This window comes from Algoriphagus taiwanensis, from assembly GCF_036245645.1.
GTDB lineage: Bacteria > Bacteroidota > Bacteroidia > Cytophagales > Cyclobacteriaceae > Algoriphagus > Algoriphagus taiwanensis.
Window position 1 is genome coordinate 181,732 of sequence record NZ_BTPE01000004.1, and the last position, 21,423, is coordinate 203,154.

A 21,423-nucleotide genomic window follows, 5' to 3' on the forward strand; every position below is an offset into this window, starting at 1 on the left:
TTACGCTAAATGTAGAATCACATTTCCCTTCTTTTTCCCCGAAGCCACATAGGCAAATCCTTCCAAGGCATTTTCCAATGTAAAATGTCGCTCATCAATCATCGGCTTGAATTTTCCCTCTTCCACCAGTTTCTGCATGGTTTTCAGGCTGTCCAGAATATCCAAGGGTAAGGGGAAAATAACCCTTTTGCCTTTGGTGAACTTACCCTTGAGCGCCAAGCCGATATTTTCCCAGTTGGGGCCGAGTTCGGAGGAAATATAAACCCCTTTCTCCTTAAGCACGGGTTTGCAAATGGAAAATCGGCTCTTGCCTACCGAGTCAAAGACAAAGTCGTAGGCGGCTAATTCCTTGGTAAAATCTTCCTTTTCCAAAGCTATCACCCGATCGGGACCGAGATTCTTTACCTTTTCCACATCTTCTTCAAAGCAAACTGCCGTAACCTTCACATCTCTGGCTTTCAGGATTTGGATTGCCGCCGAGCCAATGGCCCCGGCGCCTCCAATCACCAATACCTGCATTCCGGGTCGAAGCTCTACCTTTTTGATGAAGTTGATGGCATAATGAGCCCCCTCAGCACAGGCGACCATTGTAGCAAAGTCAATCTCCCTTGGCATTTTCAAGATAGCCTTAGAGATGGGGTAAGCCAAGTATTCTGCGTGAGTGCCAGCCCCATTATCCTCAAATCCCCATACCCGATCTCCGACCTGAAAGTCCTTCACTTCCTTTCCCACTTCTTCGATAATCCCGGCGAAATCAGTTCCTGTCACTTGTATTTTCGGGGAGAAAAGGCCAGCAAAGGCCCGGATAGCATAGGGCTTCCCGGTAGATACGCCGATATCTGTCCGATTGATCGTAGTCGCTATGACTTTGACCAAGACTTCATTCGGCTTAGGGATGGGCTTGGGAATTTCCATGATTTGGAAGGTCTCGGGTGGACCATATTTTTGGCGTAAGCAAGCTTTCATTGTGTGGTGGTTTAGGTAAGTAGTGAAGGGGCTTTGATTTGGATATCAGTTAGTAGGTTTGATCTTTTGGAATCAAGTGCTCGGATCACCTTTTCGAGGTCTTTCTTTTCTTCAGCTGGGAGATCCTTTTTCAGAGGGGAATGATTCATTCTTTGAACCAATACTTCCAGATCGTGCCAATCTCCCAAAAGCTTCATCAATTCTTCTTCAGGGCCATTAGCCGGAAGTGGGCGCATTCCCAGGATTTCCTGGAGGTTCTTTAGGAGTTTGAGCTGGATGCGGAGCTCATGTGCATTGTGGGATTCAATGCCTTCTTTGAGTAGATTTTTGATTTTCTCTTTGCTCTTTTGAAGGATTTCTGCTCGGTTGATTGTTCCCAGCTTTTCAATTTCCTGACCGATTTTAAACAGGCTTCTGTCGGCTTTTTTTCTGTTTTTCAAGGTCCGGGTTGCAAAAAAGGACTCTCTTTTTTGTTGAATTTCATTTTGAAGTTTTAGGAAAAAATTGCCAAGTTGCCCGGGCTGGATTTGGGTGTGAATAAGCTCTTTTTCTACCTGAAGTTCTCGAACATGGCCTGCTTGAACATAGAGTTTTTTAATGGGAGCGTAGACTTTTTTCCTTGAAAAATCCGCTGATTCGTGGTCGAGTAATGCCAACAGCGCCTTGAGTTTTTTGATCTCTACCCTAAACCGATGGAAAGCTGCCTGACTGAATTTCCTGTGGGAATACCGAAGCATAAAGCCCAGGGAAGTGTGTCTTTTGTTGAAAAAATCCCGGATGGAGTCTTTGGTTTCTGTCGAGGAAAGCATTTCAAAAGTTAAGTCTTTTCTCCGTAACGGCCATTTGTCGCAGAGCGGGAAGAATCAAGGATTACCTGAGCTCGAGTTTTGGAAATACCAGACGAGTGCCGTCAAGCTTGACAATTTCCAGTTGATCGGGAGTTCTGGAAAATGACCATTCGAGAAAGTCACATTCTGAGGAGAAATCAGCGGCTTTCTTTCCGTCAATACTGAGTATTTCTTCACCGATTTCGATTTGATCATCATCCGGAGTTAGGCCAATGGGTTTTCCACGTACGATAAGTTTTCCGTCAGTGTAAAATACCCCAAGGTTTGTATATTTCTCGAATTCCGGGCTTTCTCGCAGCCTAAGTGCATAAGTAGCGTCAGAATTGTTGATGATGGTTTTGGAGCTTAAGGCTCTGAAAAATTCCAATCCAATCTTTGATCCGGAGGTTTTTTCAAAATCCACAGGAATTTTGGAGAGGTATAAATTCCCCAGTTTTAGACTGTCCACAAGGATGGTACGCGCAGAGTAGGTGTCCGAACCCAAAGCCCCCATGGATGTGGTGATTTTTGGGTTACTGAGTCCCAAGCTGTCTTTTTGTGCCAAAAAATCCCGGATAGCTTCTTCCTTGTCATCGAAGTCCATCACTTTGGTGTAGCCAAAATCCACCAGAATCCGGTCAAATTCTTGGCCCAAGAATTCCATTTTGACAAAAGGACGGTTATTTGCATAGGTCACCGGAAAGATCAAATCTTCTGCTTGCACAGGAAAGGGCTTTGAAGAAACACGTATTTGCATCGCGTCAAAATCAATCTCCCAATTGAGTCTTTTGATGATGTCCGAACCCAAAAGATAGAAATCCAAGCAGTAAAGCAAATTCATGTCATTGACTAGACTTCGGACTTTTTCAAATTTAAAATCACCTATTTGGATCTCATCCGTCAGGCCGGTTTTGACCTTCTTGACCTGACGATTGGAATCCCTCATTTTGATCTTTTTTCCTTTCATTTTTAGCCTTCCGGCTGGCTTGCTCAGGCTATTTGCCAGTCCCATGGCAGCGCCGGTATCAAAGGCAAACTGGGTCTCAACTCCGTTCATTTTACCCGTGAAGACGAGGAGTTTGTTGTCCAGATGAAAAGGAAAAGTGGAGACGGAGTCCAGCTGAACTCCCAATGTGGAAAAGGATAAGAATACTACTGTCAGAAAAGCCAGGAAAGAGATTGCTTTAATTTTCATAATCTACAACAGGTCATTCAATTCGAAATGAAATAAAGCCCAATCGCTTGATCAAATATCAAAAGGAGCAGTGCAGATTATCGATGCTGATCGATCAAAATCGGATTGCCATCCGGGTCAAAAATCAACAAACTCGCAGGGCCGACAGAGGATTCGTTGGCTTCCTGTGCAAGTGGAATGCCTGCTTCCTTGATTCTTTTTTGTATATCCCTTACGTCTTCAAAGGAATTGAGGTTTTGGGCATTTTGGTCCCAACCAGGATTAAAGGTGAGCATGTTTTTCTCAAACATTCCGTGAAAAAGACCGATCAAGGCATCTCCGTTTTTCATGATTAGATAGTTCATCGACTCCGAGCCACCAAATACCTGGAAGCCAAGCTTTTCATAAAAGGCTTTGGATGCTTCCAGATTTTTGACAGAGAGACTGATGGAAAAGGCACCGAGAGACATAGTAAGTAGAGTTTAGGTTAAAAGAAATAAGGTAAAACTTTCCTCAAAATAGGTAATCAATTGGAATTAAGGAGATTAAAAGTTAATTTTTGATGGCATTTTTAAACCTGATTTTTAGGAAATCCAAGTCATTTTATGACCATAAGCCAATCAGCTCTTAGAGATGCTTCCCTTTCATTTGGGGAAAAATGATTCTTTAACCAACCCATAATCAACTCATGAAAAAAGTCAGAATTTTGTCCATCGATGGAGGGGGAATCCGGGGGATTCTTCCAGGAACTATCCTTACTCACCTAGAAAAAAGAATCCAGGAATTGACCAAAAATCCGGATGCTAAAATCGGGGAGTATTTCGATTTTATGGCCGGGACCAGTACCGGAGGTATCCTAGGTTTGATCATGCTTTGCCCGGATGAGAATGGAGGCTATCGCTTTTCTGCCAAAGATGCATTGGATCTTTACCTGGACCAGGGAGATGAGATATTTGATGTAAGCCTGGGCCGTAAGCTTAAAAGTCTCAGCGGGCTCAATGATGAGCGATACTCTGCTGATGCCTTGGATACTGCGCTAAAAAACTACTTTGGAGACATTAAACTCAGCCAATCCAAAAAGCCTTGTCTGGTTACTAGTTATGATATTCGAAACAGGAAGGCGCATTTTTTTACCAGCATCGATGCTTTGAGCAATATTCATGATTTTCACTTCAAGGATGTAGCCAGAGCTACTTCCGCGGCTCCTACTTATTTTGAGCCTGCTCATATCTATTCAATTTTTGGGACTCCGCATACCCTGATCGATGGAGGGGTTTTTGCCAATAATCCAGCGCTGTGTGCCTATTCCGAATGCCGAAAGCTGGATTTTAAGAAAATCCTGAATGATGAGGATAAACCGACCAAACCAAGCGCAAAGGACATGATGATAGTCTCTCTTGGGACGGGCTCGATCAAAAAGCCGTATCATTTTTCCGAGTTCAAAGATGCCGGGGTATTGAAATGGATTCAGCCGTTGATCGATATTATGATGAGTGGAAACTCCGAGACGGTTGATTATCAATTGGCGAAAATCTATGGTACACTTTCCGGAAAAAATTCGGAAGACTACTATCGAATCGAGCCAAAAATTATCAATGCCAGTTCGGACATGGATAAGGCAGACTTGGGCAATCTCAAAGCCTTGGAAGAAGACGGTAAACTCTCCGTCATGGCTTTCGAAGAAAAGCTGAATGAAATCGCCCAGAAGCTGATCAAGAATGCTTAAAAAAATTAGGTTGTCTCAAAAGTAAAGTTTGTCACATTGAGAGAAGTCGAAATGTTTTCTAGAAAACTGGAAATGGCCTTCGATTTCGAGACTCTCGTCTCTCAAGTGCTCAGGCTGACAACGAAACGATTTATGAGACAGCCTCATTTTTCTTTTTCTAAAATCCCTCAACTCCGGCCAAGGCGATGATTCCGTCCTGAGCGGAGGTGACCCCTGACACTCCAATCGATCCAATGATCACTCCGTCTTTGAAGATGGGGAGTCCTCCTTCTACACCGACTGCATTGGGTAGAGTTGCGATTCGGCTTCCTCCCTCAGCTTTCATGGCATCTTCAAACACCTTGGTGGGCCGCTTAAAAAAGACAGCGGACTTGGCTTTGGCCAAAGCTACTTCCACAGAGCCTATTTGTACTCCGTCCATTTTCTTGAGCAGGATGGGATGACCTCCATCATCCAGAATAGCAATGACTACATTCCATCCTTCCGCTTTTGCTTTGGCGGCAGCGGATTCATATACCCGCTCTGCGTCGGCTAGACTGAGGTAGGGCTTAGTCTGTCCCAAGACAGAAAAAGAGAAAAGGCTGAAGACGATTAAAAGAAGGGATTTCATTGACATGTGGTTTGGTTTAGGCTAAAATTACCTAATTTTTAGGAGGATTTTCCTGCATCTTTTAAGCTCAATTCTTTCAAACCTAAATCCCATTTACCATGACAAGCAGACGTGATTCTTTAAAAGCATTAGGAGCAATTGGCGGCCTAAGTTTGATTCAGCCTTCGGACCTTTGGGCTGGAAATCTTTTTCCCAAACGAAAAAAACTAGGAGTAGCCTTGGTAGGATTGGGCTATTACAGCACAGATCTTTTAGCTCCGGCTTTGCAAATGACCCAACACTGTTATTTGGCAGGAATTGTCACCGGGACTCCTTCTAAGGCCGAGCAATGGAAAGCCAAGTACAACATCCCGGACAAAAACATTTATGATTACGGCAATTTTGACTCCATCAAGGATAATCCGGATATCGATGTCATCTACGTAGTCCTGCCTCCCTCCATGCACAGGGAATATGTGGAGCGCGCCGCGGCCGCCAAGAAGCAAGTCTGGTGCGAAAAACCCATGGCCGTGACAGCCGAAGATTGTCAGGCAATGATTGATGCCTGCAAGTCCAATGGTGTCAGCCTCTCTATTGGGTACCGCTGTCAGCATGAGCCCAATACCAAGACCTACGTGCAGCTGATCCGAAGTGGAAAGCTGGGCCAAATCCAATCTGTGGCCTGTGCTGCCGGCTATCGTGAAAACCGAACTGACCACTGGAAACAAAAGCGGGAAATGGGAGGAGGAGTCATTTATGATATGGGAGTTTATGCAATTCAGGGAGCAAGATTGGGTACGCAGATGGAACCTATTGAAGTTAAATCAGCCAAGGTGTGGACCGAAAGACCCGAAATCTATAAGGACGGGCTGGGAGAAATCGTGGAGGCCGAATTGCTTTTTCCAGATGGAGTGACCGGGTGGATCAAAACCTCCTTTGCTGAGAATGTCAATTATCTCCATGTGACCGGCGCCAACGGAAAGCTCGAAATGGCACCTTTCTCCTCCTACGCAGGCAACAAAGGAAAAAGCCCCTTCGGTGAAATCAATTATCCCTACGAGGTGCCTTGGCAGCAAGCCAACCAAATGGATCAGGATGCTTTGGCGATTTTGAACAAGCAGCCCATGCCTGTTCCCGGAGAGGAAGGACTTAGAGACATACGGATAGTGGAGGCCATTCTGGAAAGTGCCAAGTCTGGCAAACCAGTGAAAATAGCCTAATGATCAGGATATTTTCTGGCGTTTTGAACTTTGGACGATGCATTTTCCAAATCAGTTGAAGGCCTGACTTTCATCATATTTCTTTTGGGTTTTTGATCCTAGTATTGGGAAAGTAAAAATCGAATTCCAATGACTACGACCCGAATTGCCAAGCCCAGTATTCTTCATGCCTGTATCATCAAGCAGCAATTGACCATCGATGATTTTGAAAAGGAAGTTCTTTCACTAAGAACTGAAATCACTGATCATTCAGAAATAGCAAGTCAGGAGCATCGGGGGGGTGCTGAGCGAAATGAGATGCTGGTGCGAATGGAAAAAGAATTGACCTTTTTAAAAAATGAACTTCGGGTTCTTGAAAATATAGATCCTGAACTAGAGCATAATCAAGTGCAACTTGGGGCAGTGGTCATCACCGATCAGCGGATTTTTTTCATTTCCACCTCAGTAGAGTTGGTAGAAGTGAATGGGCATTGTCTGTATGGTATCTCTACCAAAGCGCCGATTTTCGCTTCCATGAGAGGTAAAAAAACCGGCGATGCTTTTGAGCATGCCGGGGTTCGATACTTGATTTTGGATGTGTATTGATTTATTGAGTGATCGGCAATCCACTCTGATACCAGGCCTGAATGCCTCCCTGAAGGTGATAGACTTTGGTAAATCCCTGCTGACTGAGTAATCTGGCAGCCTCCAGACTTCGTGCACCTACAGCACAGTAGAGGTAGATCTCTTGGTCTTTGGGATACTCAAGGGCCTTGGAAAGGAAGTTGGACTGGTAAAAGTCAAGTTCCACAGCATTGGCAATTTTTCCTTGGGCAATTTCTCCGGGAGTTCTCACATCCAGAATGATTCCTCCGGAGCTTTTTTCCTGAAAATCCTTGGGGCTGAGATTGATCACTTCAACTAGGCTTGCTGAATGGGCTGACTCTTGATTGGATTTTTCTGAAGAGCAGGAAGAAAAAAGAATCAAAGAAGCTAAAATGATGGCGGACAGGTATTTCATGAGTTTGCGTTTGCTGCAAAGCTAAGAGGAATTCCAGCCTAGATTCGGTGATATTGGGCACAAAGCCGGAATTAGCTGCGAACTTGTCCCTGTCCTTGGATCAGCCATTTGTAGCTGGTCAATTCCCGCAATGCCATCGGACCTCGGGCATGGAGTTTTTGGGTGGAAATCCCGATTTCCGCCCCAAGTCCAAACTGGTTCCCATCCGTAAAAGCAGTGGAAGCATTGACATAAACGGCAGCAGCGTCCACCTCTCTGAGGAATCGGTTGATGTTTTCCTTGCTTTCGGAGAGAATGGCTTCAGAGTGCTTGGAGGAGAAAGTGGAAATATGATCCAAAGCCTCATCCAAGTCTGATACAGTCTTGATGGCTAGCTTCAGACTGAGAAATTCGGTTCCAAAATGCTTTTCTTCGGCAGGATGAATTTGGGGGTGATTTGGCAGGACTGTTAGAGCTTGATCATCCGCAAAAATCTCCACTCCTACATCTACCATGGGATAGATCAGTTTTTCCAGATGAGGAAGTTGGCTTTGGTGGATGATCAGACAATCCAGAGAATTGCAGACGCTGGGACGGCGGGTCTTTGCATTGAAAAGAATGGCTTGGGCTTGATCCAGATCGGCCGATTCGTCCACATAAGTATGGACGATACCAGCCCCAGTTTCGATTACGGGTACTTTTGCGTTTTGTCTCACAAAATCAATCAAGCCCTGAGAACCTCTCGGAATAATCACATCCACCAATCCTACTGCCTCTAACAAGGCTTTTGTAGCTGCTCTGTCAGGAGGCAAAAGTTGAAATGCCTCTTTGGGAAACCCGTGCCTTTCCACCACCTGATGGATTAGACTCATGATGGCACGGTTGGAAAAGTCTGCATCAGACCCTCCCTTCAAAACCAATCCGTTTCCGGATTTCAGCGCCAAAGAAAACACGTCAAAAGTGACATTGGGCCTAGCCTCGTAGATGATGCCGATGACTCCCAGCGGCACTGTCACTTTACTCAGCTTCAGTCCGTTTTCCAGGCTTTTCTCTTCCAGTACTAATCCCAAAGGACTAGCCAGATTGGCTACCTGTCGGATTTCCTCAGCAATGCTATGTATCCTGCTTTCAGTAAGCAGGAGTCGATCATACATGGGATTGGATTGATCCATGCGATCGAGGTCTTTTTGATTTTCAGAAAGGAGAAAGGGAGTCTTTTCCTCTGCCAATTCAGCCAAATCGGATAGAATCACCCGAATCTGCTGATCTTCCAAATGAATCAGCTTTCGGCTGTTTTTTTGGACGGCTTCGAAGATGGATTGGTACTCAGTCATGGTCAAAGAGGTAGAGGTAGTCGTAGTGGATCAGGGCTTTTTGGTTTTTCAGACCTATCCGTTCCAAGGCAAGTTTGGAGGAGTATTCTGCTCTGCCAAGACCGATTTTGGTTCCTTTATCGTCACGAATCAGAAGAATGTCCCCTTTGGAAAATTCCCCTGCAATCTGAGTGATACCGACAGGCAATAAGCTACGGATGACAGATGAGGTCAGCGAGGACTTCGCCCCTTCGTTTATGGTGATTTCTCCTTTGTAATATTGGGCTCCATGGGCCAGCCATTTTTTTGCGGCCTGTTTTACCTTTTTGGGTTCAAACCAGGTACATCTGAGTTTTTGCTTCGCAAATTCTTCCAACACACCCTCTCGCTTGCCATTGGCGATAATTACCTGAATTCCCAAATCTGCAGATTTCTTGGCCATGGCGTACTTGGTCAGCATGCCTCCTCGTCCAAAGGAGGACTTGGTAGCAGAAATGTATTGCGTCATCTCGGGGAGGGAGGAAGAGATCTGTTCGATGAGTTCAGAACCGGGTTCGGAGGGTGGTCCGGTGAAGATGCCATCCACGTTGGTAAGCAGCAAAAGCGTATCTGCATTGAGCATAGCGGCAGTCAAGCTAGCCAATTCGTCGTTGTCCGTAAACATCAGCTCGGTGATGGTCACCGTGTCATTTTCATTGACGATGGGTAAAATCCCCTGCTGAAGTAGAGCCTCGAGGCAGTTTTTCATGTTGAGAAAATGCTTCCGGTCCCGAAAATCCTCCTTGGTGACTAAAATCTGCGCAATGGGCTGTTCCAGCTTTCCAAACAAATCTTGGTATTGATTGATCAGACGGATTTGGCCTGTGGCCGCCCAAATCTGCTTTTTGATCACTGGATTGAGTTTTTCCGAAAGAGGAAGAGCCTGTCTTCCAAAAGCTACCGCTCCTGAACTGACCAATACGACCTTTTTTCCTGCCTGAATCAAATCATGAATGCCCTTGACCAAATGTGCCATTCTCTCCAAATCCGGCAAGCCATTGGACTGGGTCAGGACATTGGAGCCAATTTTGATGATAATGACTTTTGGAGTGTGCATTCTTTGAAAAATTTCCATGAAAGTAATTGATTCAATAAGGAATTGCTAAAAAAGTTGGTTTTTGAGTTGAGAAATGGAAATGGAGGTGGAATACTGTGGAAATACCATGGAAATACAATCGTAATAAAGCGCATCGCGCTGAGATCAATGGTTGGGGTTTCTCGAGATACCTTAAACAATCAATGAGATAAAGCAAATCCTTTCATCGGACTTCACGATTTTGGATCTACTCGTATAGGTTATTTAAATTTTTTCTTGGGGTTTTTCCGGACATCAAAAAATGACAAGATGATCATTTTATTCCCTCGGATTCTGTAAAGGATTCTGGTTTGAGGCGAAAGTTGAAATCCTCTGATATCGCTAGTTTCAACCATTCCTATATAAGGCTGCGTTTTCAGAATTTTAAAAATCTCATCCACTTTATGGATAAATTCTTTGGCAGTATTTTCTCCCCATTTAGAGCTGATGTATTTCACAATGGAATCAAAATTTCTCTCAGCCCTTGGAGTGACGAAGACTTCCACTAGTATTTTTTCTTTAGACTGTCCCAAGCAATCAAGCTCTTGTCATCTTCGGCTTCATTATAGGATAAATAGATTTCATTTTTTTGCTCATCCGTTAATGATTTCCAGAATTCGCCTTCCTTTGTATCTTCTCTTTGCTTAAGGAAATCATAAACTGTTTGTAAGAGTTGTTCATTATCAATTCGTTCTATGATTTTTCGGAGGTCTGATTTAAGTTGTATCGCACCCATTGTACTTTATTTTGGCTAAATCAAATTTAACTATTCGCGTGATAGGATTAAAGATAAACCTTGAATCCTTACCATCTTCGATTTAAAATCTCAAGCCTAAAATTTCAAATCACAAAAACGCCATACTCATCGTTCCCATAAGCATTAAAAGTTTAGCCCATGCGGAGAGTTGGGTGAAATGATTTTTTCGGTCAGAGCGATAGACTTTCCACATAAATAAGCAGAAGACTATCCCCAAAACCCCAAAAAACACGAATAGGTGGGAATTGTTGATTTGGAAAGTCACAGTCAAAATTGCTCCTACAAATGTGATTGCAATGGCGAAGATGACTTGCTTGGTTTTGCGGAAGCCAATGACAATCGGTAGGGTTCGGCATCCGTGTTTTCTGTCTCCTGGTCTATCCTCGATGTCCTTGATGATTTCCCGGATTAAGTTCAGAAAAAAGGCAAACATGGCGTAAGTAAAGACTAAAAGCTCATTTTTCTGATAGTAAAATGCGATCAGATAAATGGCCAATCCTGTCAAAAAAGCCACGGTGAGGTTTCCGATAAAAGGCTCCCGCTTTAGGCGATTGCTATACAGCCAAAGGAGAAAAGCTGCAAAGAAGTTAATCAGGGCCATTCTTGGGGCAATCAAATAACCCAATCCTATAGCCGTGAAATTGAATACGGTATGCAAGACAATCACCACCCGTCTTTTGATTCCTTTGCCTACAACTACTTCATGGGGCCGGTTGACATAGTCGATTTTGACATCGTAATAGTCATTGATCATATAGCCAGCTGCGGTGATAATGACCGTAGACAAAATCAAAAGGTACAGGCGGTAATCCTGAAGGACAGGCAGGCCTTGGGCATTGGTTTCCACCAGAAAATAGGCAGTCATCCCCTGAGCAAATGCTACCAGGAGCAGATTGATCGGCCTGCTTATCCTGAAAAGTCCCCGCACTGAGAGTGTCCGTTCCATTTTTTGATTTCTTGGGTGTAAAAATAGATGAAAAACTAAGCTGTGAATGGTTTTTTGCCATTCTCGGAACAGGAAAATCGATTCCGTAAAATTTTATTCCATCCTTTTTTCATTTTCCTAACTTGAAATCACAATAAAACTCAAAGACCATGAAAAGTAAACTGCTTCAATCCAGAAGAGATTTCATAGCCAAAACAGGCGGCGCATTAGCCGGTTCCCTTTTTATCCATCCCCTTGCCGAGGCTCTGACTCTTTTTGACAGACCTGGAGAAAAAATGAAATTGGCCCTTGTGGGTACTGGAGTGAGAGGGCTCGCTATGTGGGGAAGGGAAGTGGTCCGTGCCTACCAGAATCAAATTGAATTCGTGGGCTTGGCAGACAAAAACGAAGGAAGACTGGCCTACGGCAAATCCTACATGGGCGTAAGCTGTCCTACTTTTCTAGATACGGACAAAATGCTCGCTGAAACCAAACCTGATGTCCTGATTGTGACTACCATGGATAGCACTCACCATGAGTTTATCGTGAAAGGGCTGATGGCAGGGATGAATGTGATCTCTGAAAAACCCATGACCACAGATGAGCAAAGAATGCAGGCTATTTTGGATGCAGAGCGAAAGTCCGGCAAAAAACTGATCGTCACCTTCAACTACCGCTATTCCCCTCATCGACAAAAGCTCTATGAACTCCTTCGAGCCGGAGAGATCGGAGACATCACTTCCGTGGACTTCCACTGGTACCTGGATACCTCCCATGGAGCGGACTATTTCCGCAGATGGCATGGGCACCGGGAGTTTGGAGGTACGCTGCTAGTACACAAGTCCACGCACCATTTCGATTTGCTCAACTGGTGGCTGGATTCCGATCCGGAAGAGGTATTTGCCTATGGCTCCTTGGAGTTTTATGGGAAAAACGGTCCATTCCGATCCACTACCTGCCGAGGCTGTCCTCACGCGTCGAAGTGTGATTTCTATTGGGATATCACCAAAAGTGATCACCTGACCAAGCTCTACGTGGACAATGAAAAATACGACGGCTATCATCGGGATGGCTGTGTATTCCGTGAAAGCATCGATATCTACGACAAGATGGCCGTGCAGATCAAGTACAAAAACAACGTGCAGGTCAGCTATTCACTTACGACTTATTCTCCTTACGAGGGCTATCGAATTGCATTTAACGGGACCAAAGGCCGCTTGGAAGCCTGGATCAAGGAAAGCCAACCTTGGGATGAGAAAAATGAGGATGAAATCGTTTTGGTCAAAAACTTCGGAGAGCGCTACCTCATCACCGTGCCTCAAGGTGGTGGTGGACATGGGGGTGGAGATACCCGATTGAAGGATAAACTATTCCTGGACACCAATGCGCCTGATCCATGGAGACAGTCTGCGGGAAGCCGGGATGGGGCCATGTCCTGCTTGGTGGGAATTGCCGCACGCAAATCCATCGAGCAAGGCAAACCGATCAAAGTTCAAGACTTAACGGATATTCCGCTTCAGGCAAGTGGGAGAGGAGCTTGAGGATTTCGGATATCAGATTTTTGATTTATCCCGCGGGGCGAAGGCTTCGCGGGATTTTTTATTGATGAAATGAGAAGAGTGAGTTAGGGGTTACTTCCCCAGCCTCTCCAACTCCCCTTCATTCCCAATCACCTGCTCCTCGTAAACTAGGGTCCAGCCCAGGGATTGAGTCAGGACATAGAGGCGGGTGAGTTCCTCGAGGAGGCGCTGTTGGGAGTTTTTCATCAGATCGGATTTCTCGACTTGGGACCGAATTTGAGCGGTGACAGATTGTTTGATTTTGTTGTAATCCTGAGCGCTGAAGGGGTTAAAGTAACCCTGAGTCACATCATAGTACTCGATGTCGGGATAGATGTTCAGCACAGGATCGGGGAGGTTTTTGATTCGCAGGGTTTTGGTCTTGGGATCCACTTCCGTGCTGATTTTTCTGAGGTCATATTCTACGGTTGCTTTGGCGTTGACCAGAATCAGGGCCTTTTTGTCAGAGCTGAGCAGGTTGTAGAATAGCCCCTGTGAATTGCGATAGCTGAAGATTTTGGCATAGTTGCCCTCAGTCACAATGAGCTTGCCTACCTGCTCTACCTGCTGCTGAATCAGGGCAGAATTGGCTTCGAGTTCTTTTCTTTCCTCACTTCGCTGAAAAAGGAAAAAGATACCTGCCAGAAACAGAATTAAAAGGGCGATTTTGAACAGGGAACTCTTCATGGAGTCAAATTTTTCGGAATTTGGAGAAATTGGCTTAGCTATCCAATTCCTGATGGAAAGAGGTCATTTTTTTGAAGTCACCTAGAAGAAAATTCCTGCCAGTTTTTTGAGCAAATCCAAAAGTGGGATTTCCAGAGCAAAGACAAACAGAAGAGGAAACAGAACCAAAACCAAGGTTGCCACCATCGATTTGAGGTTGAATGGATAAGGGGTCATCTTTTTGACGGCCTCATACACTGCCTGAATGTCTGCAGCGGAGGAAGCGTCCGGGCTACCCAATATTTCCTCGGGGGTGGTTTTTCCGGAGCTGATCCATTTCTTTTCAAACTCCCTATGATGCCTTGAAATGAGTGCATGGTAGTCATAAATCCCCTTGATTCTCGCCTTATTCAGTATGGTTATAAAATGAATGAGTGGGAGCAGATTGATCAGAATACACAGAATTGCGAAAAGTGCAATCAAAGGGTAATGGTCATGGAGATGGAGTCCCTGGAAAATCACCCGCTCGGCCATAATCCCTGAAAAGACTATGCTCAAAGCCAAAGTAAAGATGCTGAAGGGCATGGGAGGCTCGCCCAAAAAACCCAAACCCCCGGATTGGTCAGGGTGGGTCGTTATAATCGCCAAATCAGCACGGGAAATCTTTCGCATCATTCGGCTCCAAATGATCCATCTCCAAATCCACCGAAGAATCATAAACTGGAAAATCGGATAGCTCACATAGGCAGCCCAAATCCCCGCTAAGGAATGCTCAGATGGATCTGCAGGATTAGGATAGGCCCAGGTAGTCATTTCAACAGAATTGACATGAATCCGGAAAAGGAGATAGGAAAGAATAAGTAAAATGATCACCAAATCTCCCCAAATGGATTCTCCCAATCGATCTGCGTCCAATTTTGCTGCTTCAAACTTGGCCTTCCCAGATTCGGAAAGGAGATTGGATCGCTCAAATTGGTTAAGTGTCAGCTTGACCCGTTTGTCCACGATCACCTCAGAGACTAAGAGAAGGGGAATCACCAAAAGAAAACGGATAGCAGAAGCGAATTCTACCAGAAAAGGGACCTCTACCTTGTTTCCCAAGTGTAATCCTTCGACTAAGCTAAGAACCAGTAGGGGGAGATAGCTAAATAGGGTAAAAAACAGGATTTGCCTTAGAATAGAGGGCTTTTCCGGAAGAATCACCCCAATTCCTCTAAGGAATTTATAGAGTAATCCCCCTCGGGTGATTGAAAATTCGGAATCAGGGATAGACGTGGGCATAAATCTTGGAACAAAGACTTGACTAGTAAAAGGTACTTCAATAGGAGGAAATCTGCCCTCCACTTTCCTGAAAAATAGTCATCATTCCCTCATTTTTCACTTTTTTCTCCAGCATCAGAAAAGTATGGGTTTGGAGAGTTCGAAAAAAAAGGGTTTTGAACTGCTCAAAACCCCGATTGAAATAGAAGAAAAAAAAACCTATTCTTCATAGAAAACTGAGCTTTGTCTGTCTCGATTCACCGAAAGCTGAAGCACATCCGGTCGGGAATAGTGGCCTACCGGATCGAAGTTTTGTCGCTCTTCCAACACCCGATTGAAATCCAGAGTTTGATACAAAAGTCCTTCCTGATCCGCCACCGGTTCCAAAATCCATTTGCCATCCGGCCCAGCGATGCAGCTTCCTCCATTAGCCAGCACTTCCGGACAATTTTCCAAAATCACATCCAGATGAGGCGTATCGGGCAGGAAATCACTTTTTCGCATCAGACTGGATACGGAAATCACAAACGAGCGGCTTTCTTGGGCGATCATTCGGGTGATATTTTCCGTGTTTCGGACAGCTCCAGGCCAAACGGCCACATGGAGATTTTCTCCCAAGCCATACAAAGCCGTTCTAGCGAGTGGCATCCAGTTTTCCCAGCAATTCAGTCCACCGACCGTAAAAGCCTTGAGTGGATGAACCCGAAGTCCATGGCCGTCACCCGGAGACCAGGTCAAGCGCTCGTCATAAGTGGGTTGGAGTTTGCGATGCACAGAGCAGATTTCACCCTGAGGATTGATGTAGACTAAAGAGCAATACAGGCTGTGTCCACCCCGGTCAGTCGGCCGCTCAATGATCCCAAGGTAAACGGCGATTTGATGGGTTTTTGCAGCTTCCTGGATGGGTTTCAGGTCTTCTTTTTCGATCTGAACGGCATTTTGGGCATAGTGAGCATGGATTTCTTTTTGGATCCTTTCGTCCCATGCAGAGGCATGCGTGATGCTGAGCCACCAGGGATATCCGGGCACTAGCCCTTCTCCAAACACAATCAGTTCAGCTCCCTGTGAGGCTGCTTCACTCATCGATTCGAGGACCTTTTTCAAGGTGGCATTTTTATCCAGCCACACGGGGGCTATTTGGGCTAGGGCGACTTTGAGCTGATTTACTGACATTCCGTTGTTTTTAGATTATTCCTCTCCTGATTTCAGATCGTAATTGACCATCCAGCTGATTCCAAAGCGATCTTCAAAGCTGCCGAAATAAGCTCCCCAGAAGGTTTTTTGGTACTCCATCTCTACTCTTCCTCCTTGGGAAAGTTCCCAAAAGTATCTTTCTCCTTCTTCCTTGCTGGGAGCATCAATGGAGATGTAGTTGTGATTGCCTTTCACCCAGTGATGCCCCATGCTTGGGCTGGTGTCGCTGGCCATTATTTTTACCTGGTCATTGATTCGAAGAGAGGCATGCATGACTCTCTGCTTCTCTGCTTCGGGGATTTCCATTCCTGGAATTTCTCCAAAATAGCCAATGGGCCCTTCAAATTCTCCACCAAGTCGGATTGGTAAAATCGCATGGCCTCCTCAGCCGTGCCGTCAAAATTGAGGTAAGGGTAAAGTTTCATTTTTGTGCGGGGTCTTGGGAAAGAAAGGGTAAAAGTTAAGGTTTTTGGATATGGAATCGGGAAAAAATGAAGCGGGCTTCTTTAGGTTTTGAAGATTTTATCCACCCGCATGGAAAGAATCCCCAAAATCAAACCCAAGGCAGCCAAGATAAAAGCAAAAGTCAGTTGAAAATAAGAAACGGAAATGGAACCCAAGCAAAGCCCCAATCCTGCCAACCAGACCAAATGCCCTTGCCAGGCTCTTGCTGGTGCTTTTCGGCTTGGGTTTTTCATAGGTTCTTCTTGAACAATAGGCTTGAAATAATCACGGTACTGCCAAAGCAAAATTCCATTAAGCAGTAACAAGACTGCCAAAACATAGGGAGTTCCTCTCCAATTTTGGGAGATGGTAACCATCAGAATGTTTAAAATCATCGGGACAAGCATGATTCCGCCGAGGAGTTTGTATCGGGTGGTGATGAGCATAAATCCGATTATGATTTGACAGATGGCAATGAATTGGGCATAAAAGCCCAAATCAAACTCTACCAATCGCTCGACTAACCAAGGAGGTCCGATCCATTGGATAAAATTGTGCCCTTCGTATAATTTGACCATCCCGGCACCCCAAAAGGTAAAACCTAGAAAGGCAGAGATGCCCTGGACAAAGAATGATTTCATAAGCGTTTTGGGTTGGAAAGAAAAATAGGAAGCATAACCCATTGATGCAAAAATCAGCAATTTGTTACAGCCCTCCAGCTATTGAATTTGGAGTGAATTCTTGGGAATCCTTCTGCTATTTTTATTTTCGTAACAACAAACTTTTGAATCTATGTCAGCAAGTGAACTGGGGGTGGGAAGCCGGATAGGTCACCCCAAATTTGGATCTGGGGTCATTGTATCCGTTGATGCCAGCTATTACAAAATTTACTTTTCCTCCATCGAGGAGGTGAAAACTCTCGCAAGAGACTACGAAGGCTTTACAGTAGAGGAGGCCAAAGTGCCGGATTTTCCCATGCTTACGATGAAGGACGTGGAAAAAGCCATTCGGGAAGCGCTCTTGGCCACTTCGGAAAGAGCTCCCCTGGTGCCCTTGGGAGGAAAATGGATGGGCGGTACTCTGGTCATCGAACCCTACGATAATAACCTTCAGAGCAAGGAGATTCCCATTGAGACTTTTTTTCATAAGATCGTTATGGTCCGTGAAAAGCTCCGGGTTTTGGAACAAAACATCAATAACCACCCCAAGCTAGACGATGAGGATAGGGTGGGACTTCAGCAATACATCACTCGATGCTATGGATCCCTGACCACCTTCAATGTCCTTTTTGCCTACAAAGAGGACCAATTCAAAGGAAGCGGAGGAAAGGACTAAACTTGGGGAAATGTGTCACTCCGGCAGTTGCGATTAAAGACTACTGGTGGAAAACCTGCTCTGACTTGAAGCAGGTTTTTTTATATTCCTAGATGAAAAACCTACTTCAGAGCCTATTGCCTTTTATTCTTTTGTTTTCCTGTCAAAGCCCCAAAGAGCAGGGATTAAAAGATCATTTTGAAAGTGACTTTTTTATCGGAGCTGCGCTCAATATGCGGCAGGTCAATGGAACCGAAAAGGGGGCGGACTCCCTGCTATTAATGCATTTCAGTTCGATCACCTCAGAAAATGGACTCAAGTGGGGACCTGTTCAACCCAAGCAGGGAGAGTATCGCTTTGATTTTGGTGATGCTTTTGTGGAAATGGGAGAAAAGATGGGGGCATTCATTGTCGGTCACACTTTGGTTTGGCATCAGCTGACACCCGAGTGGGTTTTTCAGGATGGGGAGGGGAGATTTTTGGATAGGGAAAATCTCTTGAACCGCATGGAGGGTCATATTTCTACCTTGGTGGGAAGATACAAAGGAAGAATCCATGCTTGGGATGTGGTCAATGAGGCCTTTGAAGATGACGGCAGCTGGAGAAAAACCCATTGGTACAACCTGATCGGAGAAGACTATATCGAAAGGGCTTTTCGCAAGGCGAATGAAATCGACCCGGAAGCTCAGCTGATTTACAACGACTACAATGTCTGGAAACCGGAAAAGAGAAAGGCCATTTTGGATATGGCCAAGGCATTGAAAGCCAAAGGTGTCCGGATAGATGGAATCGGCATGCAGGGGCACTATCGGCTCAATTCTCCCAGCTTGGAACAAATCGAGCAGGCTATTTTGGATATTCATGAGGCAGGCTTTGAGGTGCATATCACCGAATTGGATGTGGATGTCCTTCCCAGACCTACAGATGTGGAGGGGGCGGATTTGTCCATCAATTTTGCCGAGTCAGAGGAATGGAACCCTTTCAAAGAAGGAATATCTCCTGAGCAGGAAAAGGAACTGGTAGACCGCTATATTTCTCTTTTTGACCTATTTCAAAAACATGGGGATAAAATTTCCCGGGTGACTTTTTGGGGATTGCATGACGGAAGCAGCTGGTTAAACAATTGGCCAGTCAGAGGGAGGACTAATTATCCTTTGCTTTTTGATCGGGATAAGCGGCTCAAAAGCCGGTTTTTGGAATGATTTCCAGGTCAAATGCAGCATTTTTTCTGGGGATTTCAGTCCTTTTGTGACCAAAGTCACCAAAAACCAACTTTTATTTTAAAAATTTAGATTGGTAAGGAATTTTAATTTGTTTTAATGTAAATTTTGGAATTATATTTTATTTTTAATACCAATAGTTCAAAATAACCGAATATAATTTTAAAAATGTCAGTTTCTCAGATGTGATCAATCATAGTTAAAGCTGACATTCGTCACATTTTTATTTGGCACCACTGCGGAGTTTAGCATCATCAAAATTAACCCAAACGATGATGAAAATCTCCAAAATCAAATCAGCAATACTCCTGGTCTTTTTGTTTTTACTGGGCTCAGAGGCGAGTTTTTCTCAGGCAAAATACGTGATGTCGGCAAGCCCATTACTCAAAATCGAGGGCGGCTCAACTCTGCACGATTGGCATATGGAAACTAATCAAGCCAAGGGAGAAGGGGTGTTTCTTCTGGAAGCTGGTAAGTTAAAAACCGTCCAATCACTCACTATTTCCTTTCAGGCAGAAAGCCTCAAAAGCGGTACCTCAGGATTGGATAAAAACGCATACAAAGCACTCAAAACCAACTCCCACAAAGAGATCAAATTCACACTAAAAGAGCTTTCAGGTTCTGGCACCACCTTCACTGCCAACGGGGATTTGCTCATAGCAGGAGCAACGAAGTCGGTGAGTTTTCCGGTGAAAATGACCCCCTCAGGCAACCAAATGGTCTTTGAAGGAGAGCTGAGTACCAAGTTGACCTATTTTTCAATAGAGCCTCCTACAGCTCTATTGGGAACAGTAAAAACTGACGATGAAATAAAAATATCCTTTAAGACAGGATTTCAACCTACCCTTTAAAATTCAACCCTTTTAATCCAAAAATACTATGAAAAAGTATCTATTCAGTGCCTTAGTTGCAGCAGGAATCTCTGCTACAGGTTTGTCCCAGGGATTGCAAAGAGATGTCCAATACTGGAGACCTTATGACCAAAGAGGTATCAATGTCTTTGAAACAAGCAAATTGGACACCGTACCTTTTGAAGGAGTCAAAGTAAGAATTGGGGGACACTTTGCCCAGCAGCTACAAAGTCTAAGTCACAAAAACACCGCACAGGCTGTATTGAATCCTAACGGAGTAAATACCAACGAATTGATTGAGATTGGTTCTGGTAGCAATTTGGCAACAGCCAACCTGAATATCGACGTGGAACTGATGGATGGTGTCCGATTGAATCTGATTACCTATCTGTCCTCCCGTCACCACCCAGAAACTTGGGTAAAAGGTGGATTCCTTCAATTTGACAAGCTGCCCTTTTTGGGCAATCCAGAGTGGTTTTCCAAGTACTTGACTTTGCGAGTGGGACACATGGAGATCAACTACGGGGATGCTCACTTCCGCAGAACAGACAACGGTAATGCCATGTTTAACCCCTTCGTGGGCAACTACATCATGGATGCCTTTACCACTGAAGTAGGAGGTGATTTGACTTTCCAAAACAATGGTTTCCTGATCATGGGTGGGATCACCGGTGGAGAAATCCAAGGTGGTGTGACCCGACCTGACAACAGAAAGCTTTCTCTGATGGGAAAAGTAGGCTATGACAAGCAGCTATCTGAAGATTTCAGACTGAGACTGACCGGGTCTATCTACACTACTTCCGGATCTGCCAGAAACACCCTTTACGGTGGCGATCGAGGTGGATCCAGATATTACCTCGTGATGGAAAACACGCTAGCTTCTACCAGTGCCAACTTTACCTCCGGCCGTATCAATCCCGGACAGACAGACAATATTACAGCCATGGTTTTCAATCCATTCGTGAAATATAAGGGACTGGAGTTTTTCGGAAATATCGAGCAGTCCAAAGGAAAAGCTGCCAATGAAACCGAAGACAGAACCTGGAATCAACTCGGAGCAGATTTGGTCTACAGATTTGGAAGCAACGAGAAATTCTATTTCGCAGGCAGATATAACCAGGTAAAAGGAGCCTTGGCAGGAAGTGGATTGGATGTGACTATTGACCGTACACAGATTGGCGGGGGCTGGTTTATCTCCAAAAATATCTTGGCCAAAATTGAATACGTGAATCAAAAATACGATGGATTTGCAGCCACTGACATCAGAAACGGAGGTAAATTCAATGGAATCATGATCGAAGGTGTGGTCGGATTTTAACTGATCA

24 protein-coding genes are annotated in these 21,423 nt (G+C 44.8%); 8 read left to right on the top strand and 16 right to left on the bottom strand.

The annotated features are described in order from the left end of the window. The 4 genes from AAA938_RS07095 to AAA938_RS07110 all read right to left on the bottom strand — a co-directional run bounded on the left by AAA938_RS07095 (position 1) and on the right by AAA938_RS07110 (position 3,437). Complete coding sequence (locus tag AAA938_RS07095; protein WP_338227935.1) at positions 1 to 966, bottom strand: NAD(P)-dependent alcohol dehydrogenase; 966 nt, start codon at positions 964 to 966, stop codon at positions 1 to 3. An 11-nt stretch (positions 967 to 977) separates the two neighbouring features. Further along, the gene (locus AAA938_RS07100; RefSeq protein WP_338227936.1) at positions 978 to 1,775 is read right to left on the bottom strand and encodes a CHAD domain-containing protein; all 798 of its coding nucleotides are present in this window, start codon (positions 1,773 to 1,775) and stop codon (positions 978 to 980) included. 61 nt (positions 1,776 to 1,836) lie between these two features. Beyond that, positions 1,837 to 2,988 carry an aspartyl protease family protein gene (locus AAA938_RS07105; RefSeq protein WP_338227937.1) on the bottom strand — a complete coding sequence of 384 codons (1,152 nt, stop codon included), beginning with the start codon at positions 2,986 to 2,988 and terminating at the stop codon, positions 1,837 to 1,839. Positions 2,989 to 3,065: 77 nt separating this feature from the next. Next, a complete protein-coding gene (locus AAA938_RS07110; RefSeq protein ID WP_338227938.1) occupies positions 3,066 to 3,437 on the bottom strand; it encodes a VOC family protein in 372 nt (123 codons plus the stop codon). A 218-nt stretch (positions 3,438 to 3,655) separates the two neighbouring features. On the opposite strand from AAA938_RS07110, the gene AAA938_RS07115 reads away from it, so the two are divergent. Continuing rightward, complete coding sequence (locus tag AAA938_RS07115; protein ID WP_338227939.1) at positions 3,656 to 4,693, top strand: patatin-like phospholipase family protein; 1,038 nt, start codon at positions 3,656 to 3,658, stop codon at positions 4,691 to 4,693. A gap of 157 nt (positions 4,694 to 4,850) precedes the next feature. On the opposite strand, the gene AAA938_RS07120 is transcribed toward AAA938_RS07115, so the two are convergent. Beyond that, on the bottom strand, positions 4,851 to 5,303 hold the full coding sequence (locus tag AAA938_RS07120) for a GlcG/HbpS family heme-binding protein (protein WP_338227940.1): 453 nt from the start codon (positions 5,301 to 5,303) through the stop codon (positions 4,851 to 4,853). A gap of 98 nt (positions 5,304 to 5,401) precedes the next feature. On the opposite strand from AAA938_RS07120, the gene AAA938_RS07125 reads away from it, so the two are divergent. Together AAA938_RS07125 and AAA938_RS07130 are read left to right on the top strand one after the other, a co-directional pair. Beyond that, complete coding sequence (locus AAA938_RS07125; RefSeq protein ID WP_338227941.1) at positions 5,402 to 6,502, top strand: Gfo/Idh/MocA family protein; 1,101 nt, start codon at positions 5,402 to 5,404, stop codon at positions 6,500 to 6,502. Positions 6,503 to 6,631: 129 nt separating this feature from the next. Further along, positions 6,632 to 7,087, top strand: coding sequence for a hypothetical protein (locus AAA938_RS07130; RefSeq protein ID WP_338227942.1), 456 nt, complete (start codon positions 6,632 to 6,634; stop codon positions 7,085 to 7,087). Position 7,088: 1 nt separating this feature from the next. Here AAA938_RS07130 and AAA938_RS07135 read toward each other — a convergent pair whose 3' ends face one another. From AAA938_RS07135 to AAA938_RS07155, 6 genes are all read right to left on the bottom strand, one after another. Further along, a complete protein-coding gene (locus tag AAA938_RS07135) occupies positions 7,089 to 7,502 on the bottom strand; it encodes a rhodanese-like domain-containing protein (protein ID WP_338227943.1) in 414 nt (137 codons plus the stop codon). A gap of 71 nt (positions 7,503 to 7,573) precedes the next feature. After that, positions 7,574 to 8,815, bottom strand: coding sequence for a glutamate-5-semialdehyde dehydrogenase (locus AAA938_RS07140; RefSeq protein ID WP_338227944.1), 1,242 nt, complete (start codon positions 8,813 to 8,815; stop codon positions 7,574 to 7,576). Further along, entirely contained in the window at positions 8,808 to 9,908 is a 1,101-nt protein-coding gene (gene proB, locus AAA938_RS07145; RefSeq protein WP_338227945.1) for a glutamate 5-kinase, read from the bottom strand. The genes AAA938_RS07140 and proB overlap by 8 nt, the downstream gene beginning before the upstream one ends. Before the next feature lie 221 nt (positions 9,909 to 10,129). Continuing rightward, entirely contained in the window at positions 10,130 to 10,414 is a 285-nt protein-coding gene (locus AAA938_RS20265; RefSeq protein ID WP_420915729.1) for a type II toxin-antitoxin system RelE/ParE family toxin, read from the bottom strand. Further along, positions 10,414 to 10,644, bottom strand: a complete 231-nt coding sequence (locus AAA938_RS07150; RefSeq protein WP_338227946.1) for a hypothetical protein — start codon at positions 10,642 to 10,644, stop codon at positions 10,414 to 10,416. The genes AAA938_RS20265 and AAA938_RS07150 overlap by 1 nt, the downstream gene beginning before the upstream one ends. Positions 10,645 to 10,753: 109 nt before the next feature. Beyond that, positions 10,754 to 11,611, bottom strand: coding sequence for a geranylgeranylglycerol-phosphate geranylgeranyltransferase (locus AAA938_RS07155; RefSeq protein WP_338227947.1), 858 nt, complete (start codon positions 11,609 to 11,611; stop codon positions 10,754 to 10,756). 149 nt (positions 11,612 to 11,760) lie between these two features. Between AAA938_RS07155 and AAA938_RS07160 the strand changes: the two genes are divergently transcribed. Further along, on the top strand, positions 11,761 to 13,131 hold the full coding sequence (locus tag AAA938_RS07160) for a Gfo/Idh/MocA family protein (protein ID WP_338227948.1): 1,371 nt from the start codon (positions 11,761 to 11,763) through the stop codon (positions 13,129 to 13,131). 90 nt (positions 13,132 to 13,221) lie between these two features. Here AAA938_RS07160 and AAA938_RS07165 read toward each other — a convergent pair whose 3' ends face one another. From AAA938_RS07165 to AAA938_RS07185, 5 genes are all read right to left on the bottom strand, one after another. Next, the gene (locus tag AAA938_RS07165; protein ID WP_338227949.1) at positions 13,222 to 13,836 is read right to left on the bottom strand and encodes a DUF4230 domain-containing protein; all 615 of its coding nucleotides are present in this window, start codon (positions 13,834 to 13,836) and stop codon (positions 13,222 to 13,224) included. A gap of 81 nt (positions 13,837 to 13,917) precedes the next feature. Beyond that, complete coding sequence (locus AAA938_RS07170) at positions 13,918 to 15,096, bottom strand: hypothetical protein (RefSeq protein ID WP_338227950.1); 1,179 nt, start codon at positions 15,094 to 15,096, stop codon at positions 13,918 to 13,920. Between the two features lie 198 nt (positions 15,097 to 15,294). Further along, positions 15,295 to 16,248, bottom strand: a complete 954-nt coding sequence (locus AAA938_RS07175) for a carbon-nitrogen hydrolase family protein (protein WP_338227951.1) — start codon at positions 16,246 to 16,248, stop codon at positions 15,295 to 15,297. A 15-nt stretch (positions 16,249 to 16,263) separates the two neighbouring features. After that, the gene (locus AAA938_RS07180; RefSeq protein WP_338227952.1) at positions 16,264 to 16,575 is read right to left on the bottom strand and encodes a VOC family protein; all 312 of its coding nucleotides are present in this window, start codon (positions 16,573 to 16,575) and stop codon (positions 16,264 to 16,266) included. Between the two features lie 200 nt (positions 16,576 to 16,775). Then, complete coding sequence (locus AAA938_RS07185; RefSeq protein ID WP_338227953.1) at positions 16,776 to 17,354, bottom strand: hypothetical protein; 579 nt, start codon at positions 17,352 to 17,354, stop codon at positions 16,776 to 16,778. Between the two features lie 151 nt (positions 17,355 to 17,505). Here AAA938_RS07185 and AAA938_RS07190 point away from each other — a divergent pair, with 151 nt between their 5' ends. From AAA938_RS07190 to AAA938_RS07205, 4 genes are all read left to right on the top strand, one after another. Further along, complete coding sequence (locus tag AAA938_RS07190) at positions 17,506 to 18,048, top strand: hypothetical protein (RefSeq protein ID WP_338227954.1); 543 nt, start codon at positions 17,506 to 17,508, stop codon at positions 18,046 to 18,048. 92 nt (positions 18,049 to 18,140) lie between these two features. Further along, positions 18,141 to 19,229: an endo-1,4-beta-xylanase gene (locus tag AAA938_RS07195; protein ID WP_338227955.1), complete on the top strand. Its 1,089-nt coding sequence runs from the start codon at positions 18,141 to 18,143 to the stop codon at positions 19,227 to 19,229. Positions 19,230 to 19,519: 290 nt separating this feature from the next. Beyond that, positions 19,520 to 20,098: a YceI family protein gene (locus tag AAA938_RS07200; RefSeq protein ID WP_338227956.1), complete on the top strand. Its 579-nt coding sequence runs from the start codon at positions 19,520 to 19,522 to the stop codon at positions 20,096 to 20,098. A 28-nt stretch (positions 20,099 to 20,126) separates the two neighbouring features. Continuing rightward, positions 20,127 to 21,416, top strand: coding sequence for a hypothetical protein (locus AAA938_RS07205; protein ID WP_338227957.1), 1,290 nt, complete (start codon positions 20,127 to 20,129; stop codon positions 21,414 to 21,416). The last annotated feature ends 7 nt before the right edge of the window (positions 21,417 to 21,423 follow it).

Coding starts and splice junctions, on each gene's coding strand:
- AAA938_RS07095 (WP_338227935.1), bottom strand. CDS start 966: ATGAAAGCTTGCTTACGCCAAAAATATGGTCCACCCGAGACCTTCCAA.
- AAA938_RS07100 (WP_338227936.1), bottom strand. CDS start 1,775: ATGCTTTCCTCGACAGAAACCAAAGACTCCATCCGGGATTTTTTCAAC.
- AAA938_RS07105 (WP_338227937.1), bottom strand. CDS start 2,988: ATGAAAATTAAAGCAATCTCTTTCCTGGCTTTTCTGACAGTAGTATTC.
- AAA938_RS07110 (WP_338227938.1), bottom strand. CDS start 3,437: ATGTCTCTCGGTGCCTTTTCCATCAGTCTCTCTGTCAAAAATCTGGAA.
- AAA938_RS07115 (WP_338227939.1), top strand. CDS start 3,656: ATGAAAAAAGTCAGAATTTTGTCCATCGATGGAGGGGGAATCCGGGGG.
- AAA938_RS07120 (WP_338227940.1), bottom strand. CDS start 5,303: ATGAAATCCCTTCTTTTAATCGTCTTCAGCCTTTTCTCTTTTTCTGTC.
- AAA938_RS07125 (WP_338227941.1), top strand. CDS start 5,402: ATGACAAGCAGACGTGATTCTTTAAAAGCATTAGGAGCAATTGGCGGC.
- AAA938_RS07130 (WP_338227942.1), top strand. CDS start 6,632: ATGACTACGACCCGAATTGCCAAGCCCAGTATTCTTCATGCCTGTATC.
- AAA938_RS07135 (WP_338227943.1), bottom strand. CDS start 7,502: ATGAAATACCTGTCCGCCATCATTTTAGCTTCTTTGATTCTTTTTTCT.
- AAA938_RS07140 (WP_338227944.1), bottom strand. CDS start 8,815: ATGACTGAGTACCAATCCATCTTCGAAGCCGTCCAAAAAAACAGCCGA.
- proB (WP_338227945.1), bottom strand. CDS start 9,908: ATGGAAATTTTTCAAAGAATGCACACTCCAAAAGTCATTATCATCAAA.
- AAA938_RS07150 (WP_338227946.1), bottom strand. CDS start 10,644: ATGGGTGCGATACAACTTAAATCAGACCTCCGAAAAATCATAGAACGA.
- AAA938_RS07155 (WP_338227947.1), bottom strand. CDS start 11,611: ATGGAACGGACACTCTCAGTGCGGGGACTTTTCAGGATAAGCAGGCCG.
- AAA938_RS07160 (WP_338227948.1), top strand. CDS start 11,761: ATGAAAAGTAAACTGCTTCAATCCAGAAGAGATTTCATAGCCAAAACA.
- AAA938_RS07165 (WP_338227949.1), bottom strand. CDS start 13,836: ATGAAGAGTTCCCTGTTCAAAATCGCCCTTTTAATTCTGTTTCTGGCA.
- AAA938_RS07170 (WP_338227950.1), bottom strand. CDS start 15,096: ATGCCCACGTCTATCCCTGATTCCGAATTTTCAATCACCCGAGGGGGA.
- AAA938_RS07175 (WP_338227951.1), bottom strand. CDS start 16,248: ATGTCAGTAAATCAGCTCAAAGTCGCCCTAGCCCAAATAGCCCCCGTG.
- AAA938_RS07180 (WP_338227952.1), bottom strand. CDS start 16,575: ATGGAAATCCCCGAAGCAGAGAAGCAGAGAGTCATGCATGCCTCTCTT.
- AAA938_RS07185 (WP_338227953.1), bottom strand. CDS start 17,354: ATGAAATCATTCTTTGTCCAGGGCATCTCTGCCTTTCTAGGTTTTACC.
- AAA938_RS07190 (WP_338227954.1), top strand. CDS start 17,506: ATGTCAGCAAGTGAACTGGGGGTGGGAAGCCGGATAGGTCACCCCAAA.
- AAA938_RS07195 (WP_338227955.1), top strand. CDS start 18,141: ATGAAAAACCTACTTCAGAGCCTATTGCCTTTTATTCTTTTGTTTTCC.
- AAA938_RS07200 (WP_338227956.1), top strand. CDS start 19,520: ATGATGAAAATCTCCAAAATCAAATCAGCAATACTCCTGGTCTTTTTG.
- AAA938_RS07205 (WP_338227957.1), top strand. CDS start 20,127: ATGAAAAAGTATCTATTCAGTGCCTTAGTTGCAGCAGGAATCTCTGCT.